The following is a 25,388-nucleotide window of genomic DNA, read 5'->3' as shown; positions in this document are numbered from 1 at the left end:
GCCAAACTCATCGATACCACCGCAAGTTTACAGCACAAAATTGCCAGTGCGGGTAGCCTGCAATCTGTTGTCCGCACAATGAAAGCGGTTGCAGCGTCGAGCATTGGCGACTACGAACGCGCGGTCGCCGCGTTGGCTGATTACTACCAAACCGTAGAGCGTGGGCTAAGCGTCAGCTTCCGCCAAGCGGGTTTATATCCGGTAAAAAGGTCGTCGTCTACCACGCAACAAGCACCTTGCATTATTCTATTCGGCACCGATCAAGGCTTAGTAGGGCAATTCAACGACCGCATCGCAGAATTTGCCAAAACCTCGCTGACATCAACAGTCTCAATCGCCAACTCAAGGCCCGCAAAACCTCCCTTGATTTGGGTAGTAGGAGAACGCTTAAACGAACGCCTGACGGACGCTGGTATACGCAGCCAAGCTCACTTCGATGTACCTAACTCGGTTAAGTCGATTACACCACTTATTGGCGAAATTCTACTAAATATAGAAACCCAGCAACCACTCAGCGCACAAAGTGATGTGAAATTATTTTATAACCGACCGACCGGTGGCTCCGTCTACGCCCCCGTCACCCAGCGCCTCTTACCCCTCAACCAACAGTGGTGCGAAGAACTCGCAAACCGTGCGTGGCCCACCACCAATGTTCCTGAATTGCTAGGCGATAACACCCGTACATTAGGTGCATTTATCCGTGAATATTTATTTGTCTCCCTTTTTCGCGCCAGCGCAGAATCCCTGTCCAGCGAGAACGCCAGCCGCCTCGCTGCCATGCAAAGAGCTGATAAAAATATCGGCGAATTGCTGACCGAACTCCAAAGAAATTATCACCGCTTACGGCAAGCCGGAATTGATGCTGAGATGTTTGATGTCATTGCAGGGAGTGGAGTTTAGAACGGTTTGAAATTTTAATTAGAAATACATATTCAATGGGTCTGCCACCTCAAATTCTTTAATTCAGAATAGATACTGTCAGGTTTAATATATGTTCGGCGTCGCACCGAATAATTTAACTGCGCAGCGTTTGGGTACGATTCAAATTGAATAACGGAGTGGTCTAAAGTTTTGGGGGCTATTCATTGTGACCCTAGAGCCACACTGCGCATGTAAAGCGGACTTCCCAAAGGTGACCAGACACCTTCCAGCTTGGAATGCCTACTTATGCCTCAAGATATTCGGCCGAAAAAAATCCGACAATAGGGGTAAGGTGGATGGCGCCAATAATTAAAAAGGGGAGCTGTGAATAATCGACCTGCATATGGCGCTTTTTTACCACTTAATATTGAACAGCAATAACGTCGCAAGGGCGCTTTCCATAAAAATGAAAATAATTGGCCAGTGGCCGGGTCGCTCAATTAGCGAACTAACTATTCTCCCTGCCGCCATTCCCAGTAACGACACAGCAACCGATAGCAATATTCCATTTTTCAACGAGGGAGAATATGCGGCGTATATCAGTAATATAGATACCGCAACGCCAAACCCCCCGTAAACCGCTCTTACTTCATTTCGTGCGTCGGTAGTTTCAGGGGTAAATTTTACGAAGGAAACGACGAATTTGGGGCTAAAGAGCGCGGAAACCTGTAGATTTTCATCCTATATTGCCCCACCAATTGCACGAAAAGATGCCCCACCATTACAACCATAACTCATTGAACGCACTGCCATTTTTGACTCTTGAATTGGGTTACCTCACCCTGCAAATTATTGCGATATTTGGCTCAAACTTCAGTGCAAATCAACAGGTAGATATTTAATTGTCATTGAAGTAGGGCCTTAGACGCATTTTCTGGCGGGAATGCCTGAACCAAAACGTCTGGCCCGTAAAACCGAGTAGTACCGCATGACAACAAGTGAGGAGCTTTCGCCCCCGAATTTTTATCATCAAAAGAATAACTACTCGTTCCTCCCAACGAATGGTCATTGAATTTCAGTAAACTGCCCACCTAGGAATAACACGCTATATTTCTATTTTGAGTGACTTATAGCGCCTCTTACCTATGAATATTAGCGATTTTTTTCACAATCATCGCTATCTCGGGGTGATCGGCTGGCAGGCTCGCTCGATAGATTTCCAGCGCCTCCACAAACAGCGGCAGCGCCCGGTCCGGCTGGTTTTGCTGCTGATAAAGAAAAGCAAGGCTGTTCAAACTCGCCGCAATATCCGGGTGACCGGCAGGCAGGCTAGCACGACGGATTTCAAGCGCCTCCACAAACAGCGGCACCGCCTTGTCCGGCTGGTTTTGCTGCTGATAAAGGGCAGCAAGGTTGTTCAGACTGATCGCAATAGTCGGGTGACCGGCAGGCAGGCTCGCGCGACGGATTTCCAGCGCCTCCGTAAACAGCGGCACCGCCTTGTCCGGCTGGTTTTGCTGCTGATAAAGAAAAGCAAGGTTGTTCAGGCCGCTGGCAATACTCGGGTGACCGGCAGGCAGGCTCGCTCGATAGATTTCTAGCGCCTCCACACACAGCGGCAGCGCCTTGTCCGGCTGGTTTTGCTGCTGATAAAAAAGAGCAAGGTTGTTCAGGCCGATGGCAATACTCGGGTGACCGGCAGGCAGGCTCGCTCGACGGATTTTCAGTGCCTCCACATACAATGGCAGTGCTTTGTCCGGCTTATTTTGATCGTCATAAAAGACAGCAAGGTTGTTCAAACTGATCGCAATAGTCGGGTGACCGGCAGGCAGGCTTGCTCGATAGATTTCTAGCGCCTCCATTAACAGCGGCAGCGCCTTGTCCGGCTGGTTTTGCTGCTTATAAAGAAGAGCAAGGCTGTTCAAGCTGCCCGCAATACCCGGGTGACCGGCAGGCAGGCTCGCTCGACGGATTTCCAGTGCCTCCACACACAGCGGCAGCGCCTTGTCCGGCTCGTTTTGCTGCTGATAAAACTGAGCAAGGTTGTTCAGACTGATCGCAATATCCGGATGACCGGCAGGCAGGCTAGCACGACGGATTTCCAGCGCCTCCGTATACAGCGGCAGTGCCTTGTCCGGCTGATTTTGATCGTTATAAATGATAGCAAGGTTGTTCAGACCGATCGCAATAGTCGGGTGACCGGCAGGCAGGCTCGCTCGATGGATTTCCAGCGCCTCCGTAAACAGCGGCAGCGTCTTGTCCGGCTGGTTTTGCTGCCGATAAAGAAGAGCAAGGTTGTTCAGGCCGATCGCAATAGTCGGGTGACCGGCAGGCAGGCTCGCTCGAAAGACTTCCAGTGCCTCCGTAGACAGCAGCAGCGCCTTGTCCGGCTGGTTTTGTTGCTCATAAAGAAGAGCAAGGTTGCTCAAGCCGTTGGCAATAGTCGGGTGACCGGCAGGCAGGCTCGCTCTATAGACTTCCAGCGCCTCCGTTAACAGCGGCAGCGCCTTGTCCGGCTGGTTTTGCTGCTGATAAAGGACAGCAAGGTTGCTCAGGCCGATCGCAATAGTCGGGTGACCGGCAGGCAGGCTTGCTCGAAGGATTTCCAGCGCCTCCACATACAGCGGCAGCGACTTGTCCGGCTGGTTTTGATCGTCATAAAGGGAAGCAAGGTTGCTCAGGCCGATCGCAATATTCGAGTGACCGACAGGCAGGCTCGCTCGATGGATTTCCAGAGCCTCCATTAACAGCGGCAGCGACTTGTCCGGCTGGTTTTGCTGCTGATAAAGAAGAGCAAGGCTGTTCAAATGATACCCGAGAGTTGTGATCTCCACCCGCTTGGAATTTTGCCTCAAAAGTGCAACAAGAGTGCCCTGAAGAAAGATAGCCAAAATCGGGAAGTATTGATCGCGAAAAAAACCAATTAGCCTTTCTCCCTCCGATTTAAAATCTACGTCCGGAACAGCCCCCCATCGCTGTATAAGATTACGAGTCCAGAGACCCTCTTGCCGCGCCCCCAATAGCAACAGAGACTCCTGAAGTACTCCTTTATCAACACCCAATACTTTAGATGCATCTCGAATTGACCCCAGAAGCTGCACCAGCTCTTCTTTGTACTCATCCGCACCCGGGATCAACTTGGCCAATTGCGTATACTGATAACAGCGCTCGCTCACTGCCTGCGCAAAGTCACCGCCAAAAAATTTAACAATTTTTTGGCGCACACACTTTTCATCACTGTTTTTAAGCGCAGCTTGAACAAAACTTGCGTGCATCAAACTTTCGCGTCCCTGGCTTCGTAAAATCAGTGGGTTCAATACACCCAGAATGGAAGAAAGCTTTAATCGAGATAGCCTCCCGATGCCATCCTCATCGCAAAAATCACTCTCTGCCGCCAGCAGGACTGATAACTGATTTTCGTCGAACCCGGCGCGAGAGGCCGCAAGATAGCCGCAGAGGTCACTAATGAGATTCGGGTGATCGTCATCGCTCATCTCGTCGTTTAGTTGCACGATCACTTCGGTGAACAAGGTGATCAAATCACCACAACTCAGCCATTTCTCAATATCATTTTCCAGTGAGTGGCTCGTGAAGTAGGTCCGCAACTGCTCTAGTACCACTTTGAGATACAGCGGATTTTGGCAGGCTTCATGCGTAGCCAAGGCTTGCACATTCTCTTGCGGCAATTTTTTGCTGTATTCATCACAGTAATCGTTGATGAGCATTCCGCGTTGCACTTCAGTCAATGACTGAAGTGCATAAGCACACCACAAGGAGGAGACGTTTTTCTGCGGTGTCGCACTAGCAACGCATAGACAATCCTTCGGCCAACTGAGACCCTGAAGCCTCTGCAGTGCACTATCACCATCGACCAGCTGGTTAACCGCGTCTAGCAATAACACCAGTGTCTGGCCTGGATGATCCGAACACCAAGATTGAAGCATCTCAGCAAACTGAATCCATTGACGGTCCTCATCCACTGCATCCATATCAAGAGTCGGCACACCGCTTTGTCCATCGCTGGATAAACCCAATATGCTCTGAACCGTGCCTCGCCACTGCGTTAGAGAAGAGCAGCCTTCAACTCCCGCATAGAGGTCAACAACCTTCACACTATCGCCACCGAGTTCCTGGGGGACAAAGCGCGCTAGATCGGCCATGAATGCCGATTTACCCTGCCCAGACTCGGCGGTTAAGAGTAGGTTTCGCTTTTCTTCGCCCGACTGACGTCGCTGGCAGTATTCTAGAAGCTCTTTTCGTCCAGAATGCAGCGGTATATAGGCCTGCAGGCGGCTTCTCGCAAAGATTTTCTGCGGCAGAAGAAGCTGTTCAAGGGGACTCAGGTCCCCTTCGGGGTAGCGCATATCCAGCGCGCTCAGCAACTCAGCCTTGACGTCATCCCCAAATTGTTCAACCGATGTATATCCGTCTAATTTGAGCTTTCCAGATTCAGACCGTCGAATCTCCTCCTTTAATCTTTCTAGAAGTTCGCCCGGAGCGTCATAGAAATCTTTCTTGTCTTTAACAGCAGAGATACTGTAAATCTCTTCCGTTAAGGCAGGATCTCTGAAGTAGAATATTCCCTCCGCATCACTGCTGAGCACTCCGTGCTGAATCTCTAACTCCGTAACTGAAATCCCCTGATGGAGTCCGTCAGCTATTGCGCGATAGTACTCATCATCCTGTCTACTCCCTAGATACTTAATCATATCTTTTTCTTTCGGAATCCAGCCGTAACGCTCACCCAAAAACCCGATAAAAAAGGGCGGAAAATCTCGACAGCGGTCAATTTCGCGCAAACAGATCGCAGTGGTCTCACCACTTTTTGCTGCTTCTTCTGTTATGCCCCAGCGCAAATCAATTTCAGTAAAACCCACACCCCGCTCTGCACACTTCTGCCGAACCTCTGGAAAAACATGCTTTACAAGATAATTCCGCTCTTTGTTCATGTCCTTGAAAGTTGACGACAGAAACACCCTGATCTCTCGTTGCAGATACTTACTATCATCACCACTGATCCAAGCCGACATAAATAGCCTTAATTATTTAATTATTAATATATGCACCCAACACAATAGTACCCAAAAGAAACTATGTAAGGCAAGACATGTTTTTATATGCCCCAAAGCTCGCTAGGCACTCCATAATGTTTTTCCCATTGATATCCCCGAGATTATTTATTTTAAAGTCGTTTGTAGCTGCCGTCTGGATTACTGCCAGTTAGCGCTGCCCAAATCTGCCCCACCCCAGCTAAGTATTGCCGGAGCAATCACAACATTATCGCCTGCCTAGGCGGATGGATCCGAATCACTACTCCCTTAACTATTTATCTGGAGCGGTAACTCCACTCATGAGGATTTCATTGATTGATCCGGACATATGTTTAATTAACCGCGCGTAGTTAAACGCATCCGCTTCCGCTCTATGCTGCAAACCTTCCCACGACATTCCGCACGCTGCCAATGCACCATGTGCATGAGCCTCCTGCCCACTTCCTTTATGCCGCTTATAAACATCCCGGAAGTTAATATGAGGAAGAGAAAGGAATGTCGGGGCAATACTACTTCGCTCTAGATGTGATGCTAACTGCTGACGATCATACTTCCCCCAGCTTAGCCAACAGTCAAAATCAAAGCCCCTGAGCCTTTCATTCACGCGGGCGACTGCGTCGGCATATAGTGGAGCGCCGTTTACCATGCTCTGGGTGATAGGAATCTCCTTAATACAGAAATCAGTCAATAAAGGCCTCTCTAACGGACGTACAAGTTGTGAGAATGACTCGACAATATCACCCTCCCAAGTACTAACCACACAACCAAACTCGATGACTTCCATGAGGTCTACCGTCTGGGGACCGCCTGCCTTACCCCAGCATGTGGCCTCCAAATCAACTACAAGCAAATGGCCCATTACACTCCCCTTTCAAATAACCAAACACGGTTCGCGGCATAGTCCGCAAACCCCATCGAGCATGACCCACTGCACCGGCCATGGCCCCTATCGAATCTGTATCTCCACCAATGAACAATACCTCTTTAAAAAGCGCGCGGTAGGAACTCGCTGTCAGCCCGATATGTAGGGCTGCAGGTAGCGTCCACCAGAGCGTCGTATCCATTGACTGAGACCGGAACAATTCTGGTTCGTAGAGATCAATCATTGGCAATTGCACGCTCAGAGCAGTACGGACTTCAATTGCCGGAACACCCAATCGCAGTTCAGAAATCACATTTGCCAGTATCAAAGCCATTCCCATGGTCTCAATTGAATGAGTTGGTCTAACAGCCATATCCACTAGACGGTCGATATCATTAGGGGTGGACGCTACCAACGCTATGGCCGCAGCCCTGACTCCGGCGCCGTTACCTTCCATGCAACCGCCCTCGACAGAGCCAGTTGCCCACATAAGCATATCTGGACTGAATCCGGAGCACTTATCAGCGCTAGCAGTAATGCATTCGCGATAACCATCGGCAAAGTCAGCGGCCGTCAGGTCGCTGGACTCTGCTAGCACTAATCTAGCGGTAACCATGGCCATTACGCTGTCATCGGTTAAGCGGCTGTCAGATATGACGAATTGCCTGCCCCCTTCGCCCGCCATCCCCTCATAAGCACTACCGATCAAATCCCCTGCTAACAGCCCCCCCAGCAATTCAATCATCTGCTCATCCATAGTATTTCGGCCTCATAGCCACCGCAGCGATTAACCGAGCATCATTTAATGCATCATGACTACGCGCCCTAGCCTCAAGCTCGTCCATAAACGCGTCATTATGTTCGTCAGGGATGCGGGTATTGATATGGGCAAGATGAAGCTGACGCTCAGTCCACCCACCGGCAGCGAACAACCGATCAAGCCAGAACTGGTCATACGGTGGCGCATCACAGTAAAGCTGACTACCGACAACAGCAATAAGTAGCTTCTGGCAAGCCTGTGAAACTGATAGCCCTGCATCGAGATCCTTGCGGTCCAATCCATGAACTGCCTCAGATCGTTCATCCCAATATATCCAGCCATCAGCCGGTCGAATTAAGAAACTGCCTGAGGTAGACAAATCAAGAGCTGCCCACCCTATCTGGATGGGGTAGCTCTCTACGTCCAAGCCCGAGGACTCAATATCGATCACCACCCCCTGTACACTAGACATTAGCATGGAACCCAATTGACCGACCCTCGGCAACGACTTCGGGCAAAGGCATAGAAGGCATATGCGGAATGATATCGTCCGCGCAAATGTGAATCTCATCCCTCCCTGGGAACGCAATCAGTTGTGGTGCCATAATCGATGCCGCGGCATTACGAATAGTCCTAGGGGACACAACGTCATTGAACACCTCAGCCACATCAGGTGTTGCGAACACCCTAACTCCGGTAATGCCCAGATCCTCGACCACAGCCTCGTTCAATACTGACTCGGCAATCCTTTGCAGCATGCTTCCTTCTGCACGAGGAATGTTGAAGATTGTCATGCGCGACAGAATTGGCTCTGGGATTCCATCAATGGAGTTAGCAGTACAGATATATGTCACCTCGCTTAAATCAAGTGATGTCTCCAGACACAAATCCTGTACCTCACCCGCACTACCGCGTTCAAACATTTGCAGTATCGGATTTTCCACGCCTTTTCGGCCGTCACTCCCCTTCCAGCATGACTTCTCAATCTCATCCAGCAAGATGAAAGGATTGATACTCTTGCTCTTGGCCATGGCCTTTGCAAGCTGTCCGGGTGTGGATGTTCCGTATCCACGCTGCAATCCTGTCAGGTAGAAACCCTCGCTGGCCAGACTCATAGAGATTGATTGAAAAGAAACGCCTAGCGCGGCACACAACTCTTTCATGAAATACGTTTTACCAATACCAGGCGGGCCAACAAGGAGCATATTAGGCGCTGTAAATCGCTTTGCACCTCGAACACTGCAGAGCCTCAACTGAAGCTCAAAGCGAACAATAGGCTCCGAAAAGTTCGGAAACCTAGTTTTAATCGCCTCCAACGATTTGTCTTTGTACTTGTTTGGCAAATCGCGTGGTTTGACCTTGTAAAGATCGCGAAGCAACTGGATGACATGCGAATCTTCCTTTTCGCCCTGAATTCGTTTTCTGATGTCGCTTCCATTTTTTACAGTCCTACCAAATCCGTCCATATAAATTTCATCGACAAATTCATCGCGAGTATCTGCAGGCTCGATACCGTCAGAACTTTTAATTTCCATATACATCCCTCAGTAGAAAGAAAAACAAAAAAAGCACGCACCGCCTAAAATTCGGGCAGCAGAATCCCCTTGCCCGAGGACAATTATTTTTTAGGTCAAATCGAAAAGTAGCTACGCCCTAGCGAGCGCGGAGGCACTTACTATTATTTTGCGGCGGTTTATAGTTGTGAAAGTAATCTCTGAAAAGCACTTTTTTTACAGAGTTAGACTAAGGGTCCAGAGTTACATACTATAACGACCCCTGATAAAAATGTCAATAAATACTTGCAATATTCAATATTTTGTGTATTAAAAAATACATCCAACGATTTAACCCCCCCAGCAAAGCAAACAACTCTGCGCGCCAAGTGCTTATGACAGCTTGGAAAGCCAACAAATTAGTTGGTAATAGAGCTTTTCACCTACACCCCAAGCACCAATCGCCTCTGCCAGCGGCTGATCTTGGATATCGCGCGACCCAAGATCAGACACAGCTTCTACTAGGTCTTTTAGGCTCCGCCCTAGGAGATCCGGCCAGGCAGCAGCAATCAAGTAAAAGGGCCTTTCGCCCTCTCACAGTCGCTACCTTAATCCTTGTTAGCCTTCTCAATAATCTCATCAGCAGTTAACCCGTCCAACCCTGCGTATGCTTCGTGGGGGTTGGCGCCTAAGCGCATTATATCCGCAGACGATCGGTTCATCATCGCTTTCATGCCGTAGCGTGTGAATGCGGCCGCGAACACTGACTGCTCCTCTTCGTTAAGATCAGCAACTATTGCCGCCGAGGATTTTTCGAATGCTCCGGCTGACGATGTATCAAGTGTTGGTGAACCACAAGCAACAAGAAGTAGTAACGCCGCACCAATAGCTACCAATTTCATTTTAGTTCTGATTTTCATGGTCAAATTCCCTTAATAATAAGTATAAGATTTTTAATCTAATCGTGTATTACGTTGATTGCCGTTAAACCTCCTTGCTCACATCAGATTTTGTTTACCATTGATCTCTACTCCTTGAATTACACCGCTACAATTCACTCGATCTGTTTCTAAATGGAACTTTTTAAGTACACATCACCAAAACTCATCACCTGCTAACCGCCGAACACTTCGCGAATAAGGATTTATCAGGTAGCTAAAACTTTGCCATGAACCCTATACCGCGGTTTTCGACACTGTCAGTAGAATCGCAGCGCCCTAGTAAATCTTTACTTGAAACCTGTATACAGTCACCCGCCTCAGCCTTCATTACGAAAGGAGACAAAATTCGACCAGCGTTATTTCTTAATGTTCTAGGGCTAAAATCTCCGCAAAATACCTCTACTACATCTTCAGATGCGTCAACAGTAATACAATCGATGCCGTAGTCGTCTCTAAGGGCCTTAGAAAGAATGCTCTTTACCATCTTCACTAGCGATTCCGGCTCGGGATATCCAACATTTATTTGCTTTACGCGTGAGCGGAGCGCCGCCGGAACCCTATCTATCTCATTAGAAGCACCAATGAAGCTAATTTCTGAAAGATCTAGCTCTTTTTCTAAGTACACCTCATGGAATCGCCTTGAGCTATCCCTCTCAAGGATTTCAAGAAATACTGTCTCTAAACCTCCCGTATTTCCTAATGACCTAAAATCCGCTTTTTCAAACTCATCAAGGACAAAAATTGGATTTATGTGATCGCTATTTTTAGCGGCCTTGGCCAGCAACCCGGGCTGCGGATCCTTCCATCCACGCTCCATTCCAGTCAATGCGAACCTCGCCGTTACAGTTGCCATCGGTATCGTGGACGTCGATATCCCTAATGCCTCAGATAGCGCAAATATTGCATGTGACTTACCCACGCCTGGCGGACCATTAATAATCATCGGAGGCATCGTGAATCGATTAGCTTCGAACCGCTCGCACAACCGCATAGTAGTCAGCACCTCATCGAAAAACTCGAACATATGCGGCATATCCTCAAGTAGCGAAGCGACTCTATTAATCGCTTCAGACGTTGGCAACCAGCGCGGTCGAGACGCACCCAATTTCTGTATAAAATCGATACCAAATGCTTTATCTGGCCACTGCTCGTCTTCAGCATCAGCCAGATCTCTTGGCGAAATTTTCAAAAAACTTCCCTCAAGTACCGGCCTAAAATCAATCGTTCTCTGAATCACATGCTCCATTGCACTCTCCATGTACGCATAACCTAAACCCAGAACAGCAATGTCCAGCGGGGGCCTTACCTTCAAAAAGATATCAACGCCCCGCATGCTTTAGGAGTGCTTAATCTTTATATAATATTAGTACCGTACTAATACTAAGTAAAGCTAATATTAACCTAACAGTGAAATATCTTAATGCTGTGATACTAATGGCCTCCTACCGACTAACTAACACTTTAGTTCCTTATAGAAACCTCAGTTATGCTAAACTGATAGCATGACTACCCTTAGGGTTACAAGTGAATGAGCTTTACCAGCCACAATATTCAACTAAGATATAGCTAGAAAGGTTGCATTTTTGCTATCGCCGAAGCCTTGACGAGCGTCTATTCAATTAACTGCAGAGCAATGCAGGGAGAGTCCATGTGACAAAAACAACCCAAATTAGTGAGGAAGAGGCCTACCTAAAAGATTATGATGCAACCCGCTACCAACGGCCAAACGTGTCAGTGGACAGTGTTCTTTTCACCTGCCACAAAAACACACTTCAAGTACTCCTAGCGAAACGTGACAGCCCAGTACAGCGTGGCCACTGGGGCCTTCCAGGGGGATTTATCGATCCCGCTGCCGACAACACATTGGAACAATGTGCAATTCGTAAACTAAAAGAAAAAACCAATGTTACGCCGCCCTACATGGAACAACTTTACAGTGTAGGTAATAATAAAAGAGATCCTCGAAACTGGTCCATCTCCATTTGCTACTTTTCGCTGATTGCTTACCAAGACTGCACGCCCGGGATCACATCGGTTTCCGACGCAGCCTGGTTTCCAGTTGAAAATCTCGACAAAGTAGATCTGGCGTTTGACCATTACGAGATAATTACAACTGCTCGTGAAAGAATAAGACAAAAGGCGCTGTATTCAGTTGTGCCGGGCTATGCGCTACCAAAGGAGTTCAGCCTTACGGAATTGCAGCAGTTATATGAAATTATTATTGGCAAAAAACTGGGTAAAGCGTCGTTCCGACGGCGCATCGAGCAAGTTGATATTTTAGAACACACAGGAAGTAAAAAACTTGATGCCGGACGCCCCACCGCCATATATCAGATGAAACCGTGGGCCAAAGAGTTTAATTTTATTCGTAACATTGAGGAGTGAGTCGGCGAAACTAACTAACTGTAGGCACGATCTTGCCTACGCCTAATATCAGTTCGCCGCTCAACTAACGCTGTTCAACCGCCATGCGCAACTTCAATGTGCTTTTCTTCCAATGTCTTTAACCAGAGCATGTGCTCAGCCGACAGACTCTCACCAACGTACTTAACAGCGTCATGCCACTGCTTTTCAGGTGGGCTATCACCCAAAAACTCTATGAGCCTCTTAAGGTAAGAGAACTGTATACCGTACTGGCTGGCCAACTCTTTCTTTGCCATAGCATTAGTATAGATCTCAAGTACTGCGCCAATAACTGGCAAAAACCCTACAGCGAAGGCCATGTAATTTTTTAGAGGTACCGCAAATATTTCTATGTACATCAAACTACTATGCATTGCGTACATAACGGCAAGTGCGGCAGCAAGCGCTATTGGAATATAAATACTGGCTGTAATAAATCGTTCAGCATTATGCAACTGGCTATGGTAATCACGACTTTTTCCCTTATAGTAGCGCTGTTGATCATCTATCCAAGCAGCCCTCAAATTAAGGTAGCCAATGGGCATCAAGGTTTTCCCCTCAGCAGGAAACAAAAATGCGGGCTGCAACACACTGCGCACTATATTACCCGCCACCTTCCCTTTGGTCATTAAACTCTTTGATAACGAATCCTTACCTTTGTCGTCTACAACCCCCGAAACAGTCAAAAAATATTCAACCCTTAATGCTTCGGCGATAGCTCTATACAATGTATAACGCGTTTTTAACCTATTTGGGTCGAGGATCTTATGCCTCGCATACGCCGCGCCGAACAAAACAACATAAGCGATAAGAAACCCCACATGTGGAGCAATTTTAGCGTAGACGAGGAACGAAAGAGCGATAACAATAGTGAATACACTTACATGGCGATGATGCCGATGTACTGGCTTTTGTATTGCGGAAGCTAACCGATCATACAAAGAGTACTGCTTTAGCAAATAACTTACGCGCCCCCCTCCCCCAGGGAAACTCTCGATTAGCTCAGGTGGCCCAGGGTAGTTCGCAATACTATCATTACGAAGAAATGTTTCGGAATCTACACCTACCTGATTAATGAATTCAAATTTTTCTATTAGACGCTTTGGATAAGACTGGCTAACCACCCCATCACCAATTTTCAGGGACGAATTCCACTTCGGCACCCAACTAAAAAATCCATTATTTAAAACGGATTCGTCTTCGTACTCAACGGAATCTCTCAATGTTTGTATTACGTACACAGGCTTACTTTCACTATTGTGAAGATAGTTTGCAAAATCTATCACTTGCCCGTCTAGCGATTTTAAATTGACAGCGCCTTCCGTACTAAACCTTTTTATCACATCTGCAGTCCCGCCAGATTTATTTGGATCAAGACCGTCCCAAGCAGCGACTAGCATATCCGACTTTTCAACAATAAAATCCGCGAGATTTCCGTAAGAGTCATCACGAATGTCCGCGGTATCAAGGGAAATAACTGGCAACTTCTGATCATCAAAGTATCGAAGCATTTCAGCATGCTCCTCACTGGCTGCTTTCGTAGTAAAGTCCTTTTCATACTCTGCCCGCCCCATCGGAAGAACGGCAACAGGAATAATAGGAACCGATCGATCCCTTAACGACATGCAAACCCTCGCTACATCCTTGTCGGCGCCTTCAGCCAAACCTGTCAAAACATAGATATGCGCGTCAGATAATTCTAAATTAATCTTTAAAATAATCCGCTCCACTTCACCCACATCAAAATTTGACGCATCTCGATGACCGGTAAATCCAATTACAAAGGAGCGTGTATATTTTCCTGTCCCCATAAATACTCCTTTTCAAAAATACAAATTTTATTGAATCACATAAACTGCTGATCAATTAGCAGCACGCTATATCTCTATTTTGGGTAATTTATATCGCCCCTTAGGTACAAATATTAGCAATACTTTTCTCGATCATCGAAATTTTCGGATGACCTGAAGGCAGGCTCACTCGATAAATTTCTAACACCTCCGTAAACAACGGCAGCGCCTTATCACGGTCGCCTTGGCAGGCAAACACGCAAGCGAGATTATACAGGCTGATCGCCATATCAGGGTCACCTGCGGGCAGACACGCTCGCTCGATTTCCAGCGCCTCCGCATACAGTGGCTGCGCCTCGTCCAACTGATTTTGGTTGGCATAAATGCCAGCAAGGTTGCTTAAGTTAATCGCAATTTTCGGGTGGCCGACGGGTAAACTCGCTCGATAGATTTTCAACCCCTCCCTATACAGCGGAAGTGCTTTATCTGGCTGGTTAATCCTGTCATAAAGGAAGGCAAGTTTATTCAGGCTACTCGCAATATCTAGGTGACCGGCGGGTAGACTTGCTACACGGATTTTCAGCGCCTCCGTTAACAGAGGCAGCGCCTTGTCCAGCTGGCCTTGCTCGTCATAAACGTTAGCAAGGTTGTTCAGACTGTCCGCAATAGCCCGGTGACCGGCCGGCAGGCTCGCTCGATGAATAGCAAGCGCCTCCCGATACAACAACAGCGCCTTGTCAAGAAGATTTTGGTTGGCATAAAAGCGACCAAGGTCGTTCAGGCTATTCCCAATTTCTAGGTGACCGGCCGGCAGGCTCTCCACACGAATTTGCAGCGCCTCCGCGTACAGCGGCAGCGCCATGTCTGGCTGGCTTTGACTGTCATAAACGCTAGCAAGTTTAGCCAGACTGCCTGCAATAGCCGAGTGACCGGCGGGCAGACTCGCTCGACGGATTGCCAGCGCCTCCTTGAACAGCGGCAACGCCTTGTCCGGCTGGTTTTGTGTACTATAAAAGCTCGCAAGTTTGCTCAAGATCTTCGCAAGCTTCGGGTGATCGCCGGGCAGGCTAGCTCGATAAACTGCGAGCGCTTCCGTATACAGCGGCAGCGCCTTGTCTGGCTCCCCTTGACTGCCATATATGCTAGCAAGGTTGCCCAGACTACCTGCAATAGCTAGATGACCGGCCGGCCAGTTCGTTCGAAAGATTGTCAGCGCCTCCGTATACAGCGGTAGCGCCTCGTCAGGCTGGTTTCGACTAAAATAAATGTTAGCAAGATTGTTCAGGCTGCCCGCAATATCCGGGTGATCGAAAGGCAGGCTTGCTCGACAGATTTCCAGCGCCTCGTTATACAGTTGCAGCGCTTTGTCCGCTTCGTTTTGCTGATAATAAAGGTTAGCAAGATTATTCAGGCTGCGCGCAATATCAGGGTGACCAGCTGGCAGGCTCGCTCGACGGATTTCCAGCGCCTCCGTATACAGCCGCAGCGCCTTGTCCGGCTGGTTTTGGTCGGCATAAAAGGTGGCAAGGTTACCTAGGCTCATCGCAATATCCGGGTGACCGGCAGGCAGGCTCGCTCTATAGATTGACAGTGCCTCTGTATACAACGACAGCACCTTGTCCGTGTGGCCTTGCTGCTGATAAAGAGTAGCAAGGTTGTTCAGGCTGTCCGCTATAGTAGGGTGACCTAGGGGCAGACTTGCTTGACGGATTTCCAGCGCCTCCGTATACAACCGCAGCGCCTTGCCCGGCTCGTTTTTGTCCGCATAAAAGTTAGCAAGGTTACTCAGGCTCGTCGCAATGTCCATGTGACCGACAGGTAGGCTCGCTCGATTACTTTCCAGCGCCTCGGTATACAGCCGCAGCGCCTTGTCCGACTCGTTTTGCAGCTGGTAAAGGTTAGCAAGGTTGTTGAGACTGCCCGCAATAGCCGGGTGACCGGCTGACAGGCTCGCTCGATAGATTGTCAGCGCCTCTGTGAACAAAGGCAGCGCCTTGTCGGGCTTGTTTTGCTGGCAATATAGGCTAGCGAGGTTGTTCAAATGAACAGCGAGTGTTGTGATCTCTGCCAGCTCGTTATTTTTCCTTAAGAAGGCTACGAGAGATTCCTGGAGAAATACCCCCACCATCGGGAAGTATTCCTCGGCACAAAAATCTATTAGTTTCTCTAATTCTGATACAACATCTTCCACCGGAACAGCATCCCACAGCGTCAACAGATCACGCACCCAGATACTCTCTTGTCGCGCCCCCAAAAGCAACAGAGACTCCGCGAGTACGCCTTTATCAACACTCAAGACTTTTGATGTATCTCGAATTGAACCCAAGAGCTGCACCAGCTCTTTTTTGTACTCATCCGCGGTAGGGCTCATCTTGGCCAACTGAGTGTATTGGTAACAACGCTCACTCAATGCCTGTGCGAACTCACCGCCAAAACAGTTAATAATTCTTAGGCGCACTCGCTCTTCATCCGTATTTTTAAGCGCGGCTTCAACAAAACTTGTATGCATCAAGCTCTCACGCCCCTGACTGCGCATCATCAAAGGGCTTAACACAGCTAAAACAGGTGCAAGCTTTAATGGCGCAAGTCGCGCAATCCTGCCGGCGTCACGAGAATCACTCTCCGCAGCCAGCAAAATTGACAACTGATGTTCGTCAAACCCTGCGCGCGAGACGGCAAGATATCCGCAAAGATCACTAACAAGATTCGGGTGCGCTTCATCGCTCATCGCGTCGTTGAGCTGCACTATCACTTCAGTAAACAAAGTAACTAAATCACTGCAACCCAGCCAACGCGGAATATCCTTCTCTAACGAGTGACTCGTGAAATAGGTGCGCATCTGCTCAAGAACAACTTTGAGATACAGGGGGCTTTGGCAGGCCTCATGTGTTGCCAGCATATGTACCTGACCTGACGGCAACTCTTTACTGTATTTGCTAAAATAATCGTTTATTAGTGTTTCGCGTTGTTCGTCAGTCAACGTCTGAAGCGAATGCTCATACCACAATGGCGACGCGTACTCCTGCGGCGTTGAACTAACAATGCATACGCAACCCCGCGGCCAACGAAGCCCTTGGAGCCGTTGTAAGGCGCTATTGCTGTCAAGCAATTGATTCGCAGCATCCAGCAATAGTACCAACGTCTGCCCGGTATGATCTGAACACCACGATTGAAGTTGCTCAGTAAACTGATCCCAGCGCTGGTCTTCGCCCGACTTCTCAACTCCCATTGCCAGCTTGGCTTTCGGCTCACCGTCGGATAAACCTAACACACTCAGCACGTTGTCTCGCCACTGCGCCAACGAAGAACACCCTTCAATACCAGCATAAAGGTCAACTACCCTGACGTTATCACTACCCAACTCTTGGGGAAAAAAACGAGCGAAGTCGGCCATGAAGGCCGACTTACCCAGTCCTGATTCACCAGTAATGAGCAGATTGCGCTTTTCTTCGCCCGATTGATAAAGGTCGTAGTAATCCAAAATGGCCTGCCTTGCAGGCAGTAAAGGGACATAAGCTTGCAGGCGGCTGGCAGCAAAATTTTGCTGTTGCAAAAGAAGAAGTTCCAGCGGGCTCAGATTTTCTTTCGGATACCGTTCGTCTAGTGCGCTCAGTAATTCCTGCTTGACGTCATTGCCGAATTCTTCAACCGATGTGTACCCGTCTAGTTTAAGCTTGCCAGAGCGTGAGCCTCGGATCGTTTGCTTTAAATCTTCTAAGTGATCAGCCGCCGGATCAAAAAAATATTTAAAAACGTTAGCCCTATCGTCCTTGTAATATGTATAGTCGCCAAGATTAACAGAGCCTGGACGTCGAAACTTTGACTTTAATATCGCTAAGCGGCCCTCAATGAATTCTTTTTTGGCTTTTTTCTTAGCGTCTTGGAATATTGCTTCCGTTAAGGCACGATCCCTGAAATAAAATATCCCCTGGGCATCATTGTTGAGCACACCATGCTGTATCTCGAGCTCCGTGACTGAAATACCTTGATCGAGACCATCTTTAATAACGCGATAGTGTTCATCATCTTCTCGCGCCAACAGATACTTGGCCAGATCGCTTTCGTGCGGAATCCAACCATAGCGCTCACCCAAAAATCCGATAAAAAAGGGCGGGAAGTCGCGGCACCGATCAATCTCTCGCAAACAGATTGCGGTAGTTTCACCATTTTTTGTGGCTTCTTCGGTAATGCCCCATCGCAAGTCGATTTCAGTAAAACCCACTCCACGTTCGATGCACTTCTGCCGAACTTCCGGAAACACATGTTGAACAAGATAATTCCGTTCCTTATTCATATCCTTGAACGTCGATGACAGAAATACCCGTATCTCACGCTGCGTGTCGTTACCTTTAAAATCACTCACAAACTCAATTCCTTTTGTTTCCATATCCAATTAAACACAAAGTATTTATTACTAAAGCGCTATGCAATCATTCCCGAGGCAACTTAGTACCCATATGATACTAAGTTGCCTCGGGAATGATTGCAAGAAAAAATTACACTTTAAAAGCCAAGCCAGTCAAAAATACGTAATACGATGAAAGTCGTAGATCTATCTGCGACCTTATCGCTGCAACATAAGGCGAGCGCACGTGAATCCAGCCCACGATTTTCCGGCCGGTGTTTATATAGCTTATTAGCTCCGCCCAGATTTTTAATTAGCTATGTCAATATAAGTTAACACTTTCAAAAAATCATAGATTTTCTAACCTTTGCCTATCTTTCGTAGATCCATTTGTCTTTGTCCTTTCACGGAAATTCCAAGTATGCTTGACAGCTTCTGCTTATCTTGATATCCGACAGGAAACATATATATGTGCTGAACAATCATTTCCTTTAATATCCGCGTACATACGGGTGTAGTGGCATAGTGAATTTGGCCACCTGATTAGAGGTGATATGATCACCTCTATAACGATACAGGTGATCAATGAGCAACCGTACAAGACCGACTTTTAGCCCAGAATTTCGATTGGAAGCAGCCCAGCTGGTTGTTAATCAGGGGCGCTCTATTCGAGATGCTGCAGAAGCCATGGGGGTGGGTAAATCCACCATGGATAAATGGGTTCGTCAGCTTAGGGCCGAGCGCAACGGTATTTCACCGCAAGCCACGCCGATGACGCCCGATCAGCTAAGAATCCGTGAACTTGAGAAACGACTCCGGCGAGTTGAGGAAGAAAAGGAAATTCTAAAAAAGGCTACCGCTCTCTTGATGTCAGACTCCCTGAACAATTCTCGTTAATCGAGAAGCTCAAAGAGAGCCATGCGGTGGCGTTAATTTGCGATGTGTTTGGGGTTAATCGCAGCAGCTATAAGTACTGGGTTAAGCGGCCCAGCATGCCGAGCTTAAAGCGAATCAAGCTGCTCAGTGAAGTTCGGTCTGCGCACAAAGATAGCAATGGCTCCGCCGGTGCACGAACGATTGCAACCATCGTAACCGACAGGGGGATCCAGCTCAGTCGGTATCGCGCGACGCGATTAATGAAAGAGCTGGAGCTAGTCAGCTGTCAATTACCGAGTCATCGCTACAGGAAAGCTAATCAGGAGCATATTGCCGTACCTAACAAGCTTGATCGAGAATTTTCAGTTAGCCAGCCGAATCAGGTATGGTGCGGCGACGTAACGTATATTTGGTCGGGACAGCGCTGGGCTTATCTGGCGGTGGTGATAGATTTATATGCACGCAAGCCAATAGGCTGGGCGATGTCGTTATCACCCGATAGCGTGCTTACCGGCCAGGCATTGAGTATGGCTTTTGAAGCGAGGGGAAGACCCAAAGGAGTTATGTTTCACTCGGATCAAGGTAGCCATTATTCCAGCCGGAAATTCCGGCAACATTTGTGGCGCTATCAAATTGAGCAAAGCATGAGTCGTCGGGGTAACTGCTGGGATAATGCGCCGATGGAGCGATTCTTTAGGAGCTTGAAAACAGAATGGGTTCCAACGCTGGGCTATCGAAATTTTACCGACGCCCAGCAATCGATTACGGAATACCTTGTTGGTTATTACAGCCAAACAAGACCACATCAACATAACCGTGGTTTAAGTCCAAATGCAGCCGAGGGGCAGTATTGGATTAGCCACTAAACCGTGGCCAGTTTTACTTGACCACTACATGCGTTCCGCTTTATAACTCGCGCACATAGCGAGTCTAAGCGTCGAGGTGATTAAGTAGGAAAATTCTTTTTAAATCAGGACGATAGTAATCTTGAGATGGCTTTTTCATTTGTGTGCATCCTGCATTTGATATGGAATCCCTTGGCTCTGATCATAATCACTTCTAAATAAAAATCAATTACTTAAGAGAACCATATCGGGATTAGTGAGCGCAATGCTGTTGAATACGAGTTTGGCAGCTTCAGCGACTGACTGCTATTGTGACGCTGAGGACTAATTGCGGAATTAGCAACTCAGTTATTGAAACAACACTTTAAGGCAGCTACGAATACCACAAAATAGAATCGAATACTCGAATGGGCATTGAAATTCGTATTTCGAATACCTTACGATTTTGCGCCACCGCTTCAAACACCTTATCAACCAATACATTCCATAAGATACTCCTTCACCTGCGTAGATGCCTCAGTCCCCATTTGCATCTGCTGCCAGAGTGAACGTCCGTCGAATTGCTTATGTGGTGCATTGAAGTATTCGCCACATTGCTCTAGCCCCACCAACGGGCGTAGCAAAAGCTTTGTGGCAAGTAGATGTCCAAGGACTTCATTGGATGGACCTGGCTCTTTGAAAAAAGCATCTACCTCACTTTGCGGAAGCTGCCATTTTGACAGTAGCAACCTTGATAGCTTCAAAGCGTTTTCGCGGCTATACACTATATGATCGGCATAGCTAGTGGCCGCCTCAGTACTTGGCAACTGATAATTCAACATCCTTAGTACCGCCAAGGGCAATACAAAAACAAGGTCATCTGACATCCAACATCCTCCTTATTTAGATGGCAACCGAGGGTTAATGCATTCAAACCACAACAGTGCTGCTGTTAACCACCGAATTGCCTAGTAGCGCACCAGTTCAATATAACTCACCTACTCGCTTGAGAACTTTCATCAAGCGCTGCGCGAGTGGGAGTGTTAGCTCACTCGGGAAATAGTTATAAGCCATTGCTTGCGAGGAGATCCATCCTGCAATTCGATCAATGGCATTGCCTTCGCCCTCGAACACCAATTCGATCAACGAATCGAGATAGAGCCTCGTACCCTCCCCTAACACTAGCAGGTAAATTGCACGTGCAATGCAACGAAGCTCTCGATCCGTGAGTATTTTCTGCTGAACAAAGATCGGCCGTGAAGCAAAGTCTGTCATGAGCCCAGTTGCCACATCCATACGCAGATCATTGAGGTGCTGAATCAGTCTTTCTGATGCACGCTCCATTAATACCTCACCGCAAGCAATGTCGGTATCTCCAAAACGAGACAGCAGCCAAGACTGGATGGCACCTTCATTATCTGACTCACGCCCAACACCAAGTATGGCCACCAAGTCATCGCTATAACATGTCGACAACCGGCCATTAAGTACCATTGCCAATGAACGGGCTGTTTCTTTTGTGAATGCCTTCATTGCTGCTCACCTCCACCCAGACGCTGTAATAACAATCGCTCAAAGGCTGACCCATCTTGTCGGGTTAGGTTAGGAACGTAGCGTGAGTAGACTTTAAACAGCATCTCGGTACTGGTATGGCCCATCTGCTTGGCAATCCACTCTGGCGCCTCACCGGAGGCCAACCAAAGCGTTGCCGCGGTATGGCGCGTTTGGTAAAAACGGCGGTCTTTCATGCCAAGCAGTTTCAAGGTTGGCTTCCAGACGCGTTTGTTCACATTTAGCGGATCGATAGGCGTTCCCGTCCGCGAACAGAACACGTATTCACTGAGATGACCAGACGCTTCGTACTGTACTTTCAAAGCCTGATAGACAGGCTCCGACATGTGGACCTCACGTTGAGAGCTCTCATTTTTGGTGTATTCACGCCCTAAATCACCGTAGGTTTCCCGAACCAGAATTTCACGCCGTTCAAAATCAATATGTTTCCAATGAAGGCCATGAACCTCCCCTGTTCGCAGCCCCGTAAAAAAGCGCACAATGAAATACTGTTTATAATCCTCACGGACCTTAGCGATGAATTTTTCCACTTCATCAAACGAAAGCGGCTCTATATGCACCTTAGGTGCTTTGAGGCGTTTCACGTTTTGCATTGGGTTTGGGAATTCATAGCGGTCTGCGCCCTCCGCGATGATTGCACCGAGAATCTGCATGATTTCATTCACTGTTTTCGCAGCCAGGGTTCTCTTCTTCATACTGCCGCCGGGCTTCGCAATATCGGCCCGAAAGGCTAAGCAATCTGCCTTAAGTATCTGGTGCATTTGCATCTCTGCAAACCGTGGCAGAAGGTAGCCATTAACTTGCACCAGCGTTGCCTTAAGCGTGTTCCGACGCCAGACGGCGGTGTTTTCACTAAGCCAGATTGCCGTGAACTCACCGAATGTCGGGGTTGTGCGCTCTGCAATGGCGGGCTGTGCAGCAAACCCAACTACAGCGCTACGACGGACTGGGGTCGGCAATAAAGCTGGCTTGCTACCAAACTCCGCAGCGCGATTACTGCCTGGGAAGAACTTGGCGTAATCGAACGTGGCCGCTACGATTTCCCGTTCAATACGCTCAAGGACTTTTTCCATCTTGCGACGATTCGCCGTGGTGTCGCGGAGAGTAGTTTGTTCGCGACAGCGTTTACCTAGGTAGTTAAAATCAAACAATAGAGTGCTAGTTTCCTTTCTGACACTTATCTTAGCCATTACAAACACCCCCGCTAGCAAGGGGAATTGAAATGCGGTCTTCAGCCATATCACTAAGCATATCTCGCTCAATATTCTCCCAAAGGTACAAAATTTTTCGACCACCGAACGGACGGATATAATGTGTCCCTTCGAGCAAAACCGAATCCTTCAGGCAGGATCGGATAGTGGTGGGTTCGTAATGAATACGAGCAGCTAGCGCGTCTGTAGTAAGGTACGTATAACTCATGTATATTTCCTCTAAGTTGCCTATCCAGTTAGAAGTTAGCCTATACGCCAACTTATTTGCAGGATATACGCACACTAATATGCATGTCAACAGATTAATTAGCTTATAGGCCAATTTATTAACATGATAAGAGTACGCTTAAAAGAAATGCTTGCGGACAAAGAATTCCGCGAAGGTAAGTCTGCCACCATGGTAGACGTATCCGAGGCAACAGGAATTCACAGAGCAACGCTTTCGAAAATTGGTAAAAACCGCGGTTACAATCCAACACTCGACATTATTGACCGTCTTTGCGAGTACTTTGACTGCGAGATTAGCGACCTGTTAGTACGCTCTGCCAACAGCGTGACAAGTAGCGACCAATAGGTCAAAAATAGACTTTCTCAAGTGATGAAATGAGCTGGGTTCTGCCACAGATTTGGCACGGATTTGTCACAGATTGGTCACAAGAGAAAGTCCAGACGAAAAAAAAGCGCTGCATGTATGCAACGCTTTGAATTCTTTAGAGAAAATGGTGGGCCGTGATGGATTCGAACCATCGACCAATTGGTTAAAAGCCAACTGCTCTACCACTGAGCTAACGGCCCATATTCTCTTTCTGTGCTACCCGCGGGTTCCGGGGGCCGCATTGTAAAACGATCTTCCGAATGAATCCAGTATTATTTACTAGAGCTAAATCACTGATTATTCGCGAAAATTGCGTCTTTTCAGTGACCCCGAAAGAGGCGCCTATAATACGGATTTTAAAAGAAAAAACAACCGCAGTGCGTTAAAAAAAGCAGTTTTATTACAGTTTGTGGTATCGCGTGGGATCGCCAACGCCTGCTTGTTCAAAACCTTCGCGACGCAGGTGACAGCTATCGCAGCGCCCGCAGGCTTCACCATCGTTATTCGCCTTGTAACACGACACCGTTTGCCCGTAATCTACGCCCAAGCTAACACCTAGTTTTATGATATCTGCCTTGCTGAGCTTCATTAAAGGGGTGTGGATCTGCATACCATGGCCCTCTACTCCAGCTTTAGTGGCGACGTTCGCTAAGGTTTCGAAGGCTTCGATAAACGCTGGACGACAATCCGGGTAGCCCGAGTAATCCACAGCATTGACGCCAATGAAGATATCGTCGGCATCGAGCACTTCTGCCCAACCCAGTGCTATCGACAAAAATACGGTGTTGCGTGCCGGCACATAGGTAACTGGAATCCCAATTGCGCCCGCATCCGGTACATCGATGTTCATATCCGTCAGGGCAGAGCCGCCAATGCTACTTAAATCCAGCGTGATAGTTTTAAACTCTTTAGCACCATTGCTTTGCGCAACACGCTTGGCAGCGACTAATTCGGCGCGATGACGCTGGCCGTAGTCAAATGCCAGGGCATAGCACTCATAGCCTGCCGCCGTTGCTTGGGCCAATACCGTAGCGCTATCTAAGCCACCGGAAACCAGTACGACTGCTTTCTTTTGCAAAACACGTCCTCGTTACTAATGCCCTGCAGCGTCATTCCACAATAATTTATGTAATTGCATTTGAAAACGCACAGGGAGGTTGTCCGCCACTATCCAGTTAGCTAAGTCACTCGCATTAAGCTGACCAAAGCTAGGTGAAAACAGGACTTCACCAGCACGTTTATGTAGCTGCTGACTGTCTAGCTGAAACCTAGCCCAGTCATAATCTTCGCGATTACAGAGCACAAATTTAACTTGGTCATGGGCGGTAAGAAAGGGGATATTATCAATAAGATTACGATGCATTTCACCCGACGCGGGGGTTTTTAGGTCCATTACCCGAGATACACGTGCATCAACTTTGTCTATCGCGATTGCGCCGCTCGTCTCTAATGATACCTCATAGCCAACATCACAAAGCGCGGTTAACAAGCTGAGGCATTCCGGTTGAGCCAAGGGCTCGCCACCAGTAACGCAGACATAACGAGGTTGGTAACTGGCCACTTCGGCGAGTATGTCGTCAAGCTCTCGGCGCTCGCCGCCGTGAAATGCGTATTCGGTGTCGCAATATACGCAGCGCAGAGGGCAGCCGGTAAGACGCACAAACACAGTGGGCAAACCCAAGGTGCGTGATTCGCCCTGCAAGGAGTAGAATATTTCAGTTATACGAAGGGTGTTCGCTTTCATTGTTACTGGCTACCGGATACGGGGATTGTTTCCGGAGTCCAGCCGCGCAAGCCTTGCTCC

19 protein-coding genes, 1 tRNA gene and 1 pseudogene are annotated in these 25,388 nt (G+C 48.1%); 4 read left to right on the top strand and 17 right to left on the bottom strand.

Translation table 11 applies throughout. The features are described from left to right. Positions 1 to 9 precede the first annotated feature (9 nt). Positions 10 to 900, top strand: a complete 891-nt coding sequence (locus ABD836_RS00245) for a F0F1 ATP synthase subunit gamma (protein ID WP_344933544.1) — start codon at positions 10 to 12, stop codon at positions 898 to 900. Positions 901 to 1,275: 375 nt separating this feature from the next. Here the strand turns inward: ABD836_RS00245 and ABD836_RS19450 are convergent. The 8 genes and pseudogenes from ABD836_RS19450 to ABD836_RS00205 all read right to left on the bottom strand — a co-directional run. Further along, positions 1,276 to 1,524 (bottom strand): annotated as a pseudogene (locus ABD836_RS19450) (DUF4345 family protein); the annotation flags it as partial. A 476-nt stretch (positions 1,525 to 2,000) separates the two neighbouring features. Beyond that, on the bottom strand, positions 2,001 to 5,891 hold the full coding sequence (locus ABD836_RS00235; RefSeq protein ID WP_344931600.1) for a tetratricopeptide repeat protein: 3,891 nt from the start codon (positions 5,889 to 5,891) through the stop codon (positions 2,001 to 2,003). Positions 5,892 to 6,183: 292 nt separating this feature from the next. Beyond that, positions 6,184 to 6,771, bottom strand: a complete 588-nt coding sequence (locus ABD836_RS00230) for a 3'-5' exonuclease (protein ID WP_344931598.1) — start codon at positions 6,769 to 6,771, stop codon at positions 6,184 to 6,186. Beyond that, a complete protein-coding gene (locus ABD836_RS00225) occupies positions 6,749 to 7,531 on the bottom strand; it encodes an ADP-ribosylglycohydrolase family protein (RefSeq protein WP_344931596.1) in 783 nt (260 codons plus the stop codon). The genes ABD836_RS00230 and ABD836_RS00225 overlap by 23 nt, the downstream gene beginning before the upstream one ends. After that, positions 7,524 to 8,006 (bottom strand): 3'-5' exonuclease, encoded by a 483-nt coding sequence (locus tag ABD836_RS00220; RefSeq protein WP_344931594.1) that lies wholly within the window; start codon positions 8,004 to 8,006, stop codon positions 7,524 to 7,526. The genes ABD836_RS00225 and ABD836_RS00220 overlap by 8 nt, the downstream gene beginning before the upstream one ends. Continuing rightward, positions 7,999 to 9,069 carry an AAA family ATPase gene (locus tag ABD836_RS00215; protein WP_344931592.1) on the bottom strand — a complete coding sequence of 357 codons (1,071 nt, stop codon included), beginning with the start codon at positions 9,067 to 9,069 and terminating at the stop codon, positions 7,999 to 8,001. The genes ABD836_RS00220 and ABD836_RS00215 overlap by 8 nt, the downstream gene beginning before the upstream one ends. A 566-nt stretch (positions 9,070 to 9,635) precedes the next feature. Then, a complete protein-coding gene (locus ABD836_RS00210) occupies positions 9,636 to 9,947 on the bottom strand; it encodes a DUF6694 family lipoprotein (RefSeq protein WP_344931590.1) in 312 nt (103 codons plus the stop codon). Positions 9,948 to 10,182: 235 nt separating this feature from the next. Beyond that, positions 10,183 to 11,214, bottom strand: coding sequence for an AAA family ATPase (locus ABD836_RS00205; protein WP_344931588.1), 1,032 nt, complete (start codon positions 11,212 to 11,214; stop codon positions 10,183 to 10,185). 404 nt (positions 11,215 to 11,618) lie between these two features. Between ABD836_RS00205 and ABD836_RS00200 the strand changes: the two genes are divergently transcribed. Continuing rightward, on the top strand, positions 11,619 to 12,353 hold the full coding sequence (locus tag ABD836_RS00200; protein ID WP_344931586.1) for an NUDIX hydrolase: 735 nt from the start codon (positions 11,619 to 11,621) through the stop codon (positions 12,351 to 12,353). A gap of 74 nt (positions 12,354 to 12,427) precedes the next feature. Here ABD836_RS00200 and ABD836_RS00195 read toward each other — a convergent pair whose 3' ends face one another. Beyond that, positions 12,428 to 14,182, bottom strand: coding sequence for a hypothetical protein (locus ABD836_RS00195; protein ID WP_344931584.1), 1,755 nt, complete (start codon positions 14,180 to 14,182; stop codon positions 12,428 to 12,430). Between the two features lie 100 nt (positions 14,183 to 14,282). Next, positions 14,283 to 18,524 (bottom strand): tetratricopeptide repeat protein, encoded by a 4,242-nt coding sequence (locus ABD836_RS00190; RefSeq protein WP_344931582.1) that lies wholly within the window; start codon positions 18,522 to 18,524, stop codon positions 14,283 to 14,285. 567 nt (positions 18,525 to 19,091) lie between these two features. Here ABD836_RS00190 and ABD836_RS00185 point away from each other — a divergent pair. Beyond that, positions 19,092 to 20,248, top strand: a protein-coding gene (locus tag ABD836_RS00185; RefSeq protein WP_344931580.1) for an IS3 family transposase whose coding sequence is annotated in 2 segments (ribosomal slippage) — positions 19,092 to 19,350 and positions 19,350 to 20,248 — 1,158 coding nt in all. Because the reading frame shifts where the segments join, the coding sequence is not laid out codon by codon here. A gap of 449 nt (positions 20,249 to 20,697) precedes the next feature. On the opposite strand, the gene ABD836_RS00180 is transcribed toward ABD836_RS00185, so the two are convergent. The 4 genes from ABD836_RS00180 to ABD836_RS00165 form a co-directional block, all read right to left on the bottom strand. Beyond that, positions 20,698 to 21,093, bottom strand: a complete 396-nt coding sequence (locus ABD836_RS00180) for a hypothetical protein (protein WP_344931578.1) — start codon at positions 21,091 to 21,093, stop codon at positions 20,698 to 20,700. A gap of 97 nt (positions 21,094 to 21,190) precedes the next feature. After that, positions 21,191 to 21,739 (bottom strand): hypothetical protein, encoded by a 549-nt coding sequence (locus ABD836_RS00175; RefSeq protein WP_344931575.1) that lies wholly within the window; start codon positions 21,737 to 21,739, stop codon positions 21,191 to 21,193. Beyond that, on the bottom strand, positions 21,736 to 22,968 hold the full coding sequence (locus ABD836_RS00170) for a tyrosine-type recombinase/integrase (RefSeq protein WP_344931573.1): 1,233 nt from the start codon (positions 22,966 to 22,968) through the stop codon (positions 21,736 to 21,738). Before ABD836_RS00170 ends, ABD836_RS00175 begins: the two co-directional genes overlap by 4 nt. Further along, a complete protein-coding gene (locus tag ABD836_RS00165) occupies positions 22,961 to 23,197 on the bottom strand; it encodes a hypothetical protein (RefSeq protein ID WP_344931571.1) in 237 nt (78 codons plus the stop codon). The genes ABD836_RS00170 and ABD836_RS00165 overlap by 8 nt, the downstream gene beginning before the upstream one ends. A 123-nt stretch (positions 23,198 to 23,320) precedes the next feature. Between ABD836_RS00165 and ABD836_RS00160 the strand changes: the two genes are divergently transcribed. Further along, positions 23,321 to 23,563: a helix-turn-helix domain-containing protein gene (locus ABD836_RS00160; RefSeq protein WP_344931569.1), complete on the top strand. Its 243-nt coding sequence runs from the start codon at positions 23,321 to 23,323 to the stop codon at positions 23,561 to 23,563. A gap of 146 nt (positions 23,564 to 23,709) precedes the next feature. Here ABD836_RS00160 and ABD836_RS00155 read toward each other — a convergent pair. The 3 genes from ABD836_RS00155 to queE form a co-directional block, all read right to left on the bottom strand. Then, a tRNA-Lys gene (locus tag ABD836_RS00155) sits at positions 23,710 to 23,784 on the bottom strand. A 200-nt stretch (positions 23,785 to 23,984) separates the two neighbouring features. After that, positions 23,985 to 24,662: a 7-cyano-7-deazaguanine synthase QueC gene (gene queC, locus ABD836_RS00150; RefSeq protein ID WP_344931567.1), complete on the bottom strand. Its 678-nt coding sequence runs from the start codon at positions 24,660 to 24,662 to the stop codon at positions 23,985 to 23,987. Positions 24,663 to 24,677: 15 nt separating this feature from the next. Beyond that, the gene (queE, locus tag ABD836_RS00145; RefSeq protein ID WP_344931565.1) at positions 24,678 to 25,328 is read right to left on the bottom strand and encodes a 7-carboxy-7-deazaguanine synthase QueE; all 651 of its coding nucleotides are present in this window, start codon (positions 25,326 to 25,328) and stop codon (positions 24,678 to 24,680) included. Positions 25,329 to 25,388: the final 60 nt, after the last annotated feature.

Source organism: Zhongshania borealis (assembly GCF_039539625.1).
Lineage (GTDB): Bacteria > Pseudomonadota > Gammaproteobacteria > Pseudomonadales > Spongiibacteraceae > Spongiibacter > Spongiibacter borealis.
This window is presented reverse-complemented; position numbering and strand designations above follow the sequence as displayed.